The 11940-nt window shown below is 45.6% G+C and carries 14 protein-coding genes; 10 read left to right on the top strand and 4 right to left on the bottom strand.

Translation table 11 applies throughout. The features are described from left to right. Positions 1 to 19: 19 nt before the first annotated feature. A complete protein-coding gene (locus tag ACOV1R_RS04820) occupies positions 20 to 331 on the top strand; it encodes a hypothetical protein (RefSeq protein WP_003645192.1) in 312 nt (103 codons plus the stop codon). A 171-nt stretch (positions 332 to 502) separates the two neighbouring features. On the opposite strand, the gene ACOV1R_RS04815 is transcribed toward ACOV1R_RS04820, so the two are convergent. Together ACOV1R_RS04815 and ACOV1R_RS04810 are read right to left on the bottom strand one after the other, a co-directional pair. Beyond that, entirely contained in the window at positions 503 to 1765 is a 1263-nt protein-coding gene (locus tag ACOV1R_RS04815; RefSeq protein ID WP_003645191.1) for a replication-associated recombination protein A, read from the bottom strand. A gap of 408 nt (positions 1766 to 2173) precedes the next feature. Beyond that, entirely contained in the window at positions 2174 to 3205 is a 1032-nt protein-coding gene (locus ACOV1R_RS04810; RefSeq protein ID WP_003645190.1) for a zinc-binding alcohol dehydrogenase family protein, read from the bottom strand. A 146-nt stretch (positions 3206 to 3351) separates the two neighbouring features. On the opposite strand from ACOV1R_RS04810, the gene ACOV1R_RS04805 reads away from it, so the two are divergent. Continuing rightward, positions 3352 to 3699 carry a winged helix-turn-helix transcriptional regulator gene (locus ACOV1R_RS04805; RefSeq protein ID WP_003644291.1) on the top strand — a complete coding sequence of 116 codons (348 nt, stop codon included), beginning with the start codon at positions 3352 to 3354 and terminating at the stop codon, positions 3697 to 3699. Between the two features lie 375 nt (positions 3700 to 4074). Further along, positions 4075 to 4821 carry an aspartate/glutamate racemase family protein gene (locus ACOV1R_RS04800; RefSeq protein WP_003640284.1) on the top strand — a complete coding sequence of 249 codons (747 nt, stop codon included), beginning with the start codon at positions 4075 to 4077 and terminating at the stop codon, positions 4819 to 4821. A 224-nt stretch (positions 4822 to 5045) separates the two neighbouring features. Here ACOV1R_RS04800 and ACOV1R_RS04795 read toward each other — a convergent pair whose 3' ends face one another. Next, on the bottom strand, positions 5046 to 6359 hold the full coding sequence (locus ACOV1R_RS04795; RefSeq protein WP_217203119.1) for a glycosyltransferase family 2 protein: 1314 nt from the start codon (positions 6357 to 6359) through the stop codon (positions 5046 to 5048). Between the two features lie 3 nt (positions 6360 to 6362). Then, the gene (locus tag ACOV1R_RS04790; protein WP_016511318.1) at positions 6363 to 6845 is read right to left on the bottom strand and encodes a hypothetical protein; all 483 of its coding nucleotides are present in this window, start codon (positions 6843 to 6845) and stop codon (positions 6363 to 6365) included. Positions 6846 to 7537: 692 nt separating this feature from the next. On the opposite strand from ACOV1R_RS04790, the gene ACOV1R_RS04785 reads away from it, so the two are divergent. The 7 genes from ACOV1R_RS04785 (at position 7538) to ACOV1R_RS04755 (ending at position 11940) form a co-directional block, all read left to right on the top strand. Beyond that, the gene (locus ACOV1R_RS04785) at positions 7538 to 8068 is read left to right on the top strand and encodes a YqeG family HAD IIIA-type phosphatase (RefSeq protein WP_021357547.1); all 531 of its coding nucleotides are present in this window, start codon (positions 7538 to 7540) and stop codon (positions 8066 to 8068) included. Next, entirely contained in the window at positions 8065 to 9201 is a 1137-nt protein-coding gene (gene yqeH, locus ACOV1R_RS04780) for a ribosome biogenesis GTPase YqeH (protein WP_003640288.1), read from the top strand. The genes ACOV1R_RS04785 and yqeH overlap by 4 nt, the downstream gene beginning before the upstream one ends. A gap of 70 nt (positions 9202 to 9271) precedes the next feature. Continuing rightward, positions 9272 to 9586: a ribosome assembly RNA-binding protein YhbY gene (gene yhbY, locus ACOV1R_RS04775; protein ID WP_003640289.1), complete on the top strand. Its 315-nt coding sequence runs from the start codon at positions 9272 to 9274 to the stop codon at positions 9584 to 9586. Positions 9587 to 9598: 12 nt separating this feature from the next. Further along, entirely contained in the window at positions 9599 to 10234 is a 636-nt protein-coding gene (locus ACOV1R_RS04770; RefSeq protein WP_003640290.1) for a nicotinate-nucleotide adenylyltransferase, read from the top strand. Next, positions 10218 to 10835 (top strand): bis(5'-nucleosyl)-tetraphosphatase (symmetrical) YqeK, encoded by a 618-nt coding sequence (yqeK, locus tag ACOV1R_RS04765; RefSeq protein ID WP_003640291.1) that lies wholly within the window; start codon positions 10218 to 10220, stop codon positions 10833 to 10835. The genes ACOV1R_RS04770 and yqeK overlap by 17 nt, the downstream gene beginning before the upstream one ends. Before the next feature lie 17 nt (positions 10836 to 10852). Next, positions 10853 to 11209: a ribosome silencing factor gene (gene rsfS / locus ACOV1R_RS04760; protein ID WP_003645187.1), complete on the top strand. Its 357-nt coding sequence runs from the start codon at positions 10853 to 10855 to the stop codon at positions 11207 to 11209. Next, positions 11206 to 11940 (top strand): class I SAM-dependent DNA methyltransferase, encoded by a 735-nt coding sequence (locus tag ACOV1R_RS04755; protein ID WP_003645186.1) that lies wholly within the window; start codon positions 11206 to 11208, stop codon positions 11938 to 11940. Before rsfS ends, ACOV1R_RS04755 begins: the two co-directional genes overlap by 4 nt.

The raw sequence follows: 11940 nt of genomic DNA, 5'->3' as shown, positions 1-11940 counted from the left end.
TTGGAGAAGGGGTGTCACCATGGCAACAGTTTTACCTAAAGCAGTTAAGGTCTGGATGGGCGCCAACATCTTGCAGATTGAGTTTGATAATGGGGAGTTTCGATACATGCGTACACATTTCATTGATGACTATGTTTCTGCGTGGTCACCCAAAAAGGGTAAGGGAAAGCGGCGCAATTTGTGGTTAATGCCATCTTGGGAATGGTTGGGTGCCAATGCTCGGATTGAATCGGATGGCACTGTCGTGTTGTTCGAAAAGGATGTTTATACGGCCCAAGAACTTTGGCATAATAGTGTGACGCGAATTGACTTGGTCTCTGGCGTGCACTGATTCATAAAAGATGATGCCAAATAAAAATGGACTTGGTCATTTGACTGAGTCCATTTTTTGATGCCGCTTGGAGTATACGTGGATAACGGCCTAAGTGAGCCATTTAGTGCGCGACTCTGATTTATGAAAATCGAGTGTGATTTCTGATTGGTTAAGCCAGTCTGCCATTGTCTATTCGTGATAATCTTCGTTATAAATAAAGCGATGCAGTTTTAGGTATTGTGCACCGAGTTTGCGTTCATTTTCATTATCTTTAGGGTAATAATAACGACGACCAGCCAATCCTTTAGGCATGTAGTTTTGTTGGGCAATCTGATGTGGCATTTGGAATGGATTATCGATCAGACCACCACCTGTAATTTCCTCGGAGTGTTTGTAGTGCATATCGCGCAATCCACGGGGCATGGGGTGCTGACTTGGATTTTGTGTGTCCTGGTCTAGTTTTTCCCAAGATTGGTCAAACGAACCAGACTTGGGTGAAATGCACATCAGCATGGTGGCAAACATTAGTGGATATTTTGCTTTGGGCATGCCAATCTTTTCGGCTTGATTGGCAGCGACCACAATTTGTGTGACCTGTTCGGGGTTAGCTAAGCCGATATAAGTGTATGGAATTTCACGTAGCCGGCGGACCACTGAGGGTAAGTCATCATTTTTTAACAAAATGGTTAAGTAGTAGAGCGCCGCGTCAGTATCTGAGCCAGCCATCGAATCCGAATAAGCCGACAGATAGTCATAATGCTTAGTTGCCTTCCGGTCGTAGCTAAAATGCTGTTGCTGGGCAAAGTGTTGTACCGCAGCAACAGTGATTTGCTTCTGGTCAATAGCGTGGAGCGTTTCCAAGATATTTAACGCAATTCGCAGATCCCCTTCGGCCGAAATAGCGATCAGGTTGAGGGCTTTAGCATCTACCTGATCGTCGGTTAGGTTGTAAATGTCGGTTACCGCACGGCGTAAAGCAATCTCGATATCTGTATCGCTCAGTGGTTGAAACTCAAAAATTTGACAGCGCGAACGAATGGCCGGAACGATTGACATAATCGGATTTTCGGTCGTTGAGCCAATTAGCATCACGTGCCCATTCTCTAAGTAGGGCAACAAAAAATCCTGCAATGTTTTAGTCATTCGGTGAATTTCGTCAATTAATAGAACAAACGATTGCTCTGGGTATTGTGCGATGGCTTTCGTCAGCTGTGCCTTATTTTCGGTCGAAGCATTAAAAGCCACGAATGGATAATCGTCTTGACTCGCAATAATCTGCGCCAAACTAGTTTTGCCAGTTCCCGGCGGCCCCCACAGAATGAGGGGAATATTAACATGTTGATCAATAATCTGGCGTAATGGCTGGCCTGCCTTCAACAGATCCTGTTGCCCGACCATCTGTTCCAGTGATTGCGGGCGCATTTGATCAGCCAGTGGTGTTTTAAATGCCAATTTCAAAGTCCTTTCTGATTAAGTGTTTTAGTCAAATTGATGCTATCATCATAGCACTAATATTTTGGAAACTGAAAAAGAAAGTTTGGCAGGTTAGCGGGGAACGATGCTGAAATGAGTGAGTCTGATACCATAGGTTTGACGTTGGCTCGAGTGATGGGTTGAAGGTGTATTGATTTAAGTTTTCATGCTTGTTGATGAATGAGAAAGGCGATATTGTTTCGTAGATGGTATTGAGTCAGCTTGGGGAGATTAATAGCTTGGAATTACCCCCCGTGTATACGGAAAACAGATTAAACGAATCCCGGGGAGTGCAACATCAGTTGTAAGCACTAAAAGACAGAAAAGGACAGCGTATTTGGCGAGTTAAAGTTGATCATTATCGCGCGAGCCGTAATACCCGTCAACTCATTTCCATCCTTCAATAACTACCTTGCCAATCATATGATGTTGCTCGATAAGTTGATGGGCCTGCCGCAAGTTAAGCGCGTTGATTGGCCGTAGTGTCTGCGATAGCGTGCTTTGAAGCAAGCCACGGTCAAGTAAATCCGCAATGGTTTCTAAGATATCGTGCTGACTAATCATGTCGGCCGTGTGGTAGTAGGATTTTGAGTACATCCATTCCCAAGCAAATGTCCCGCGTTTCTTGGTTAGTTTTTTAAGGTCGATTGGACGCCGATTTTCGGTAATTGATGCGATGTGGCCACCGGGTTTAATGAGCGTACATATCTCATTCCAGTGACTGTCAAGATCGCTTAATCCGAGGATGTAATCGACATCTTTAATACCTAAAGCATGTACTTCACTAACCAAATCATGATGATGATCGACGACTAAATCGGCGCCGTGTTGCTGCGTCCAAGCGATACTTTCAGGTCGTGAAGCACTACTAATAACTGTGAGCCCCGCTAATTTTGCTAACTGAGTAGCAATTGAACCGACACCACCAGCGCCATTGATGATGAGAATGGTTTGATTGCATTTTTCGGAATTAGGTTTAGCTGGGTCAAAAGGAATGTGAAGTTGTTCAAATAATGCCTCGTATGCGGTCAGCGAAGTAAGTGGCATGGCCGCACGGGCAGCGGTTGTTAATGTCGCGGGGGCGTGACCGACAAGGCGTTCATCAACCAGGTGATAAGCACTGTCGCAGCCGGGACGTCTAAATGAGCCAGCATAAAAGACGTAGTCGCCGGGTTGAAACAGGGTGACAGCTTCTCCAACAGCGGTCACAATACCAGTGGCGTCCCAACCGAGGATCTTGGGTCGCATGAGGTGCTCATGCCCCGTTTTACGAACGCTAACGTCAACAGGATTGACAGCGACGGCTTGAACTTGAACAAGTAAGTCATGACCTTGAGCGCTAGGTTTTGCAATCGTCACGTCTCGTAGACTAGCAGGATCTTCAATAGGTAAGTGGTCGGTAAAACCAATTGCATGCATTATTAATCAAACCCCTTTCATGACATTACTATAGGTTACCAGTGAGGAATAAACAAGACGTGAATTATTTGCCACATAGGGACATATTTGTCACGCCTATTAGTTGTGCTACAATCAAGACACTTAATTAAGGTAGGGGAAGTTAGATGCAGCGACAAGTATACGATTGTACGCCGGGTTGTCCGGTTGAAAGTACCTTGCAAGTTATTGCCGGCAAGTGGAAGAGCGTGATTTTGTATCATTTATTTACGGCAGGAACATGCCGGTTCAGCATTTTGCAAAAACGACTGCCGGGTTGTTCGCGGCGGATGCTAGCTCGCCAGTTACAAGAATTGGTTCAAGACGGGGTGATTGCAAAACGAGTTTATCCGGTCGTGCCACCGAAAACGGAATATTGGATCACGCCATTTGGTCAGACCTTGAAACCGGTGATTATGGCTATGGAGACGTGGGGCCGACAGTATAATTCAGTGAATGGAAAACCTCGTCAATAGGAATGTGAGAACGGGCATAGTGTGAGTTTCAAGGAATTGTTGTCGGTTTTGTTAGGGGCGATTGTGCTTGGTGCCTTGCTCGCATTAATAGTGACTGTTTAACTAGGCTAGTAAAGAATTGATGTGATTCTTTACTAGCCTAGTTGTTTTCTAATCTAATAAAACGGGAGTCTGACGTAAAAAGTACACCGATAGATCACTGTTTGGCAGCATTTCTTGAATAATCATGGGTTTGCAGTAAGCAATGATACCGTATTAAGTCTGAGATAGGTTGTGGATTAGTTGCTTGTTAGGAGGTGCATGTTAGATAATTATTAACAACTTAATGAAGTGCAGCATGGCCGTGAATCTCGTTCGCTAAATGGGGGTGCCATTATGAAAAATTGCTTTGGAATCATTGGTGGGATGGGAACAATGGCGACGGAGGACTTTGTGCATACCGTGAACCGGCTGACCGTTACCCATCGTGACCAGGATTATTTAAACTACGTCATTTTAAATGATGCTGAGATACCAGATCGCACCGCATATATTTTGGATCATAACTGTGCCAACCCGTTACCATCATTGGAAGCGGATGTGCAGCTACTTAATCAATTAGGGGTCATGTTTATTGTGATGACGTGTAACACAGCACATTACTTCATTCCCGCATTGACGGCGCTTTCTAACGTGCCAATTTTGAATATGCCGGCCTTAGCGGTAACAGCAGCCTGTCGATCACAGCAACCGCGACCGTTACGAATCGGTATTTTAGCGACAACGGGGACACTAGAGTCGCAACTTTATCAACAACTTATTCGGTCTAATGGACATATTCCTGTGATACCCAATAAGCAGCAGCAAGCTCAAGTGATGACCTTAATTTATGACGACATCAAGCAACGTGATTTTGTAGATCGGGTCAAATTTCATGGCTTAATTGATCAATTATTGAATGCTGCTGATTGTGACGCCGTCATTCTCGGCTGCACCGAATTGTCGGTGGCTCAGGATGCTGCGCCATATGATTCTGAACGAATTATTGACGCACAGTATGAACTAGCTCGAGCAACCGTCCAACGCGCACAGGCAACTAAGCCAGCGTTGATACTTCGTCGGCGGCCATCGATTAGGCGGTAGGAGGGTGCAGGTAACTGGATAAAAATGATTTTTGATCTATTTAGTACGTGTGATTGTAGCTGTTATAACACCACTTTCGTATACATGAAGAATAGTAAAATTGTAAGCGCTCAAATCGTTGCTAACTAGCCTATTCTCGCACATGCAAGGTTGGGTCCGTCTCCACACAGTCCCGCACAACAAAAAAGCGAGCCTTCAATTGAAGGCTCACTTTGTGTTCTCGATTATTCAATGTGGTGCTTCCGAACTGGGCTGACCCAGGTGCCGCTGCCGTAACCCAGGATGGTTTTAACGGCTGGAATCAGCGTAGTGACCAGAGCGAGGGCGTTAACCTGCCAGTAAATCAGCATGTAGAGTGGCATGAAAATCAGATATTTAAACTTGCGGCCACGGTCGTCAACGATCAATGCGGACAATAGCTGCAAGACGCCGGCGAACATTTCGAAGGTCACGAAGATGAAGGCCATGCAGAACATATGATAGACGCGCTCGTAATTGCCAGTAAAGAAGAAGGTGACGAGCGAGATCAGGAAGATCAGTGTTGAGACAAAGAAGAATAGGGACCAGATGATGCTCAGCGTTTGATCAGTAATAAAAGCCCATTGCTTCAAATACTTACCGGGATGACTGACAACCCGTTTAAAGTTGGTCAACAGCACTTCGGTACCACCTTTGGCCCAACGTTTGCGTTGATGATAAAGGGCGTCTAGATTCTCGGGGACGTTCATATAGAATAGAATGTCTGGCGAGAAAACGGTCGTCCAACCATTCAACTGGTGATCCCAAGCAATACTGATATCTTCGGTCGCGCGATCTTGCCGGAATAAGCCGACGTCAATCAGAGCGTCACGACGGTACATTGTATTGGCACCACTATAGGCATACATGTTACCTAAAGCACTGACTTGGCTCCGCTTGATAACACCAACGATACTTGAAAATTCTACGGTTTGCGACTTAGCGATGATCGTGCTTCGGTTCTGAACGTCCATGTTGGCCGTGACCGCTGCCGTATTGGCGTGTTCTTCGCCCATGAAGTAACTCATATATTTCCACAGTGCATCGGGTTCTGGAATGGAATCAGCGTCATTACTTAAAATGAATTCACCACGGGCAAAGCCGACACCGACGTTGAACGCGTGGGCCTTACCCTGATTTTTCTTGATTGTTACCACGCGTAGGTTGTCGTACACGCTCTGGAGACGTTCTAAAATAGCTGGGGTCTCATCAGTCGAACCATCGTCTGTGACCAGCACTTCATATTTTTCATAATTTAAATTGTTCATTAAATAGTTGATTGTGTGTTCAATCATGACTTCTTCGTTATGCGCTGGAATCATGATCGTGATAAAGGGTTGTTCTTCAGGCGTTAGCGGTTGAAATTCAATATCGTCTTTGTGGCGATGGCGGTAAATCAGCTGGTAGCAGAGTACACCGATAAACCAGGCAAATGCACCGAGAATTGGGTAGGAGACTAATAGTAATAGAACAAAGTTCCAGATACTTTCAAAGGGCTTAAGTGTTTGCATTATTTCCATTGGCTAGTCCTCATACAATCTGTGGATTTCGTTAACATCGAGATTTTGTTCGGGGTCAACCGTGTAGTGCTTGACGTGTTGCCGGAAAGTGGCCTGCCCGAATCGTTGGGTATAAAAGTTATTTAGTTGCCGCTTCCGAATATCTAACTGGTCTTCGTTGTATTGCCGTTCTTTACTGATATGCTGCTTGACCCGGTGATTATTGTGAATCGTGGAGACAATGACCACAATGGCGATTAAGTTAAACGCAATAATAAAGAACCGGTCAAAAAAGTAGAACAGCGTCTTACCTTCTTCGTATTTCCAGGCGTGAATGAACTGGGGATTATTCGCAAGTAACGTTGACGAGATAGTCCAGTAGACAGGTACGGCAACGCAGATCCAAGTAATAATTGCGACTAGGGTTTGCCAAAGTTTCGTCCACCAGTGCCCCTTGGAAAAATATTTATCGGTAACGTATTGTTTCATAACATCTTTTTTCTCCATAAACGAACCTCCGAGATGACATATTGTTTAGTGATCGTGCGGATCATATAGTTTATATCATTACTGATATTGTCAGTTTATCGACATAGAACAACACCAGGGCGCCTAACATTAACTGCGATGAACAGTTTTAGAACAATCTGAACATTTAACCATGTCAATAAGCTTACATGAGGATTGCATTGATGTGCAATCAATATACATATCAGTATCATGATATAAGTAAAAGCCACGTATCTTTAATTAATATACACTTAATGGGATACTTTGTTAATCTAATTTGACAAAACGGTCAGTGCGACAATTGAATGTCAACTTGTGGTTTAGCCATTGCAAATAAACTGGCGAGAAAAGGGCAACCGGCAAAACATCGCTGAATTTACTGGCGACTTTTAGTGCTATTTTCAATGTCTTACTCGGGCCCCAACCTATCAAATAAATGCGGGTGCGATCAACTTAGTCAAATTTGATCCAGGTGGTGTCATCAAGTTACGACAACTTGGAAGGATTTTCGTTGCTTATTTTCAAAAAACAAATTATTATATAATGATGACTAAAATTTAGCACAATTGCCTAGTGAAATCCGGCTCCAGACCTGATTTAGTCCGGTATTTCACCAATAGTATGATAAAATGGGCTAGTGGGGTTATGCCAATAACCAAAAAATCCAGCGAGAAGCGAAGGGGATAACGATGATTAAGCAATTTAAACCAACTTGGATGATACCAGCAATCTACAATGTGACACCGGCGCAGTTACGAGCGCAGGGCATTAAGGCGGTATTTACCGACCTTGATAACACGTTGATCGCATGGGACAATCCGGATGGCACCCCGGAACTGAAAAAGTGGCTGCACGCGTTACAAGACGCGTGCATTCCGTTAGTGGTGGTGTCGAACAATTCCGAAGCGCGAATTGCTAAGGCGCTGCAAAGCCTGGAACTGCCATTTGTTTCGCGGTCACTGAAACCACTACCGCTGGGGATCAGTAAGGCGCGTCATGACCTGGGCTTACACAAAAATGAAGTGGTCATGGTTGGCGATCAGTATATCACCGACATGTGGGCGGCCCATCTTGCGGGCGTGCCCAGTATCTTAGTCCAGCCAATCGTGAAGACGGACGCGTGGAATACCCGGATAAACCGTTTCTTTGAACGATTTATCAAATTACGATTAGCACATGTTTATCCAGAAATGCATTTTCAGGAGGACCTTAATAAGTGAGTGAAACATCAGAAGAAACTTTATACTGTATTGGGTGTGGTGCGGCGATTCAAACGACCGATCCTAAGGCGGCCGGCTACACACCGAACAGTGCGTTACAAAAATCATTAGCTAGTGACGCACAGGATTTATACTGTCAACGTTGTTTTCGGCTTCGGCACTATAACGAAATCGTGCCGGTTGGCTTAACGGATGATGATTTTCGTCATTTGTTAGCCACGATTCGAGATGCGAACGCACTGGTTGTGTACGTTGTCGACATTTTTGATTTGAATGGAAGCATCATTCCTGGTCTCCAGCGCTTTGTTGGGGATAATCCCGTTTTGTTAGTCGGTAATAAGGAAGACGTGTTGCCACGTCAGTTACGCCGGACGAAATTGCGGGAATGGATGAATCAACAAGTTCGTGCACAGGGAATCAAACCGGTCGACGTTGCGTTAACGAGTGCCAAGAAGGGGCATTCCATTGATGAGCTCTTGGCGATGATTGAAAAATATCGTCGTGGCCGCGATGTTTATGTCGTAGGGGTCACGAACGTTGGTAAGTCAACGTTGATCAATCGGATTATTGCCAACAATACTGGTTTGAAGGACTTGATCACGACATCCCGGTTCCCAGGGACCACGTTAGACAAGATTGAAATTCCGTTGGATGATGGTCATATGATGGTTGATACACCCGGAATTATTCATCCTGAACAGATGGCCCACGTGTTATCAGGCGATGACCTGAAGTTAGTCTCACCACAACGCGAGATTCGCCCAAAGGGTTTCCAATTAGGCAACGGTCAAACTTTGTTCTTAGGTGGGGTGGCACGGTTAGATATTGTTGATACGTTAAAAGCAACTGGGACGGTCTACGTTGATAATAACTTGACCTTGCACCGAACCCGGACCGAGAATGCGGACAACTTTTATACCAAGCATGTGGGTGAACTGATTACCCCCCCAACTGGCGATGCTGTCGCTGACTTTCCACCACTAGTTCGCCACGAATTCAAAGTGACGGAAATCAGTGATATTGTCTTTGAAGGCCTCGGATGGGTCACGGTGGCTGCGGATACGCGTGTAGCGGCCTGGGCACCAAAGGGTGTTGCAGTCTTGACGCGCCCAGCTATGATCAACAAGCGTTGATGAGTTGTGGTCGGAGTAGAATCTGATTCGCGATTATCAAACAGAAAATTATAGGAGTAAATCAAACTTAATGGAAAACTTACGTGGAAAACAAAAACACTATTTACGTGGTGAAGCCCACCACATGCGGCCACTATTTGCTGTCGGGAAAAACGGCTTGACTGACGAATGGTTGACCCAACTAACGGGTGCGCTGGATAAGCGAGAATTAATTAAAGTCAACATTTTACAAAATGCTGATGTGACAACGGCTGAAGTTAAAGCTGCAATTGAACAGAAAACCGCGATTACGGTCGTTCAAACAATTGGCCGGGTGTTAGTCTTATACTTGCCAGCTAGTCATGAAGAAGACCAGCACTATTCATTGGAAGTTGCTAAGTTATAGGAGGAATGACGGGTGCAGACGGTTAATCAAACAGCGACAAAAGTTCTGACGGAAACGGTGACGGCAATTCCGCATCGCCGTGTTGGTATTTTAGGTGGCACGTTTAACCCACCGCATTTGGGACATTTGATCATGGCCCAGCAAGTTGGTGATCAACTGGGTTTGGATGAAGTTCGCTTTATGCCGGACGCTCAACCACCGCATGTCGACGAAAAGAAGACGATTGCGGTGGAAGATCGTGCGAATATGGTCCAAGAAGCCATTGTTGATAATCCACTATTTCGGTTGGAGACGGCGGAAATCGAGCGGGGTGGCAAAAGCTATACTTACGAAACGATGAAGTTTTTGAAAGCTAAGCATCCGGACACGCAGTACTATTTCATCATTGGCGGCGACATGGTCGATTATTTGCATACTTGGTATCACATTGACGAGCTAGTTAAATTAGTCACCTTTGTTGGTATCAAACGAACCGGGTACCCAACGACGAGTCAATATCCGGTTATTTGGGTCGACGCACCGTTGATCGATATTAGTTCCACTCAGATTCGTCAAAAAATCAGCCATGGGCATTCGGTCCGTTATCTGGTTCCAGAAGCCGTGGCCGCTTATATTAAGGAGCATCATTTGTATGAGCAAAACGATTGAGTATACTGAAGCGATTGTTCCATATCGTCACGAGGAGCTAATGGCAAAAGTTGCCGCCCAGTTGACTGACAAACGCTATCAACACTGCTTACGGGTCGAGGAGACTGCGCGGCAGTTAGCTGCTGACAACGGTGTTGATGTCGAGTTAGCTGGAATTGCGGGGTTATTACACGACTACGCCAAGCAACGCGATGATCAAACATTTATTCAGCTCATTAAGACGCATGGCATGGACCCCAACCTGGTTTCGTATGGGAACGGGGTCTGGCATGGCTATGTTGGCGCTGAACTGATCAAAGATGAGTTGCACATCTACAATGAGCCAATTTTGAATGCGGTGCGGTTACACACGGTCGGTGCGCCTTATATGACTAAACTGGACCAAATCATCTTTATGGCCGATTTTATTGAACCAGCCCGGGACTTCCCCGGTGTTGAAGCGGCTCGTGAAGCGACGGCCAAGTCGTTGGCTGACGGTGTTCGTTTCCAGATTCAACATACACTAGATTATCTGATTCAGAAGGGTGCGCCAGTCTACCCACAAACGTTAGCAACCTATAACGCGTGGGTCGGCGGTGTGGCCCCTCAATTTGCCAATTAAATTTAAGGGAGAGTTTTATGGATAGCAAGGAACTTTTACAATTAACTGTTGAGGCCGCTGACGATAAGCGTGCCGACGATATCGTGGCCTTAGACGTCGCGGAAGTCAGTTTGATGGCGGACTATTTTGTCATCTTATCCGCGGATTCCAAGCGCCAAGTTCAAGCGATTGCTGATAATATCGTGGACTTTGTGCGCAAGGCCGGTTCGGACGTTAAGAGCGTCGAAGGTCGGACTGCGGGCGAATGGGTCTTGATCGATGCCGGTGACGTCATCGTGCACGTCTTCCAAAAGGATGCGCGGGCACACTATAATTTGGAAAAATTATGGTCTGATGCGCCCATCGTCGACGTTGCACAATGGGTAAATGCATGATTTATCAGACGTTTGCCGAACTTTATGACGAACTTTTTGATCCAGCCATGTACCAGCAATGGCTGGATTTTGTCCGTCGTGAGTATCCTAACCAAGATGGTCAGTTGCTCGAATTAGCTTGTGGGACGGGACGCTTAGGGGTGTTGTTAGCCCAAGCCGGCTATCAGGTCACCGGTTTAGATTTGTCGGAGAACATGTTAGCACTGGCACAGCGCCATGCGGACGAGGCAGCCGTGACCTTACCGCTATTACAAGGGGATATGCTCGATTTATCTGAAATTGGGACCTTTGATGCGGTTACCTGTTTTGCTGATTCGTTCTGCTATTTGCCCGATATTACGACAGTCCAACGTGCATTTGAACAAGTGGCTCAACATTTGACAGCGGCCGGCGAATTTTTATTCGACGTCATTACACCTTATCAGACGGATGAGGTCTATCCTGGTTATATGTACAATTATCGCGATGAGGATCGGGCTTTTATGTGGACAAGCTATGCCGGTGAACAGCCGCACAGTGCTGAGCACGATTTAACGTTCTTTATTTATAATGATGATAAGCAGGCCTTCGACGAGGTCAGTGAATTACATCAAGAACAAACTTATGTGTTGGCTGATTATCAACAAGCTCTGCAGGCAGCCGGTTTTAATCATGTCACGGTCAGCGCCGATTTTGGCCGCCAACAACCGGATGATCAGACCACGCGGTGGTTCTTCAAGTGTCGTAAGTAG

It is taken from the genome of Lactiplantibacillus sp. YT640, from assembly GCF_049745435.1.
Taxonomy (GTDB): Bacteria; Bacillota; Bacilli; order Lactobacillales; family Lactobacillaceae; genus Lactiplantibacillus; species Lactiplantibacillus plantarum.
Note: the sequence above shows the minus strand (reverse complement) of the source record. Positions and strands in the feature narration are given on the sequence as shown.

Excerpts from the sequence above, each read along its gene's own strand:
- ACOV1R_RS04820 (WP_003645192.1), top strand. The coding sequence starts at position 20 with ATGGCAACAGTTTTACCTAAAGCAGTTAAGGTCTGGATGGGCGCCAAC.
- ACOV1R_RS04810 (WP_003645190.1), bottom strand. The coding sequence starts at position 3,205 with ATGCATGCAATTGGTTTTACCGACCACTTACCTATTGAAGATCCTGCT.
- ACOV1R_RS04805 (WP_003644291.1), top strand. The coding sequence starts at position 3,352 with ATGCAGCGACAAGTATACGATTGTACGCCGGGTTGTCCGGTTGAAAGT.
- ACOV1R_RS04800 (WP_003640284.1), top strand. The coding sequence starts at position 4,075 with ATGAAAAATTGCTTTGGAATCATTGGTGGGATGGGAACAATGGCGACG.
- ACOV1R_RS04795 (WP_217203119.1), bottom strand. The coding sequence starts at position 6,359 with ATGGAAATAATGCAAACACTTAAGCCCTTTGAAAGTATCTGGAACTTT.
- ACOV1R_RS04790 (WP_016511318.1), bottom strand. The coding sequence starts at position 6,845 with ATGGAGAAAAAAGATGTTATGAAACAATACGTTACCGATAAATATTTT.
- ACOV1R_RS04785 (WP_021357547.1), top strand. The coding sequence starts at position 7,538 with ATGATTAAGCAATTTAAACCAACTTGGATGATACCAGCAATCTACAAT.
- yhbY (WP_003640289.1), top strand. The coding sequence starts at position 9,272 with ATGGAAAACTTACGTGGAAAACAAAAACACTATTTACGTGGTGAAGCC.
- yqeK (WP_003640291.1), top strand. The coding sequence starts at position 10,218 with ATGAGCAAAACGATTGAGTATACTGAAGCGATTGTTCCATATCGTCAC.
- rsfS (WP_003645187.1), top strand. The coding sequence starts at position 10,853 with ATGGATAGCAAGGAACTTTTACAATTAACTGTTGAGGCCGCTGACGAT.
- ACOV1R_RS04755 (WP_003645186.1), top strand. The coding sequence starts at position 11,206 with ATGATTTATCAGACGTTTGCCGAACTTTATGACGAACTTTTTGATCCA.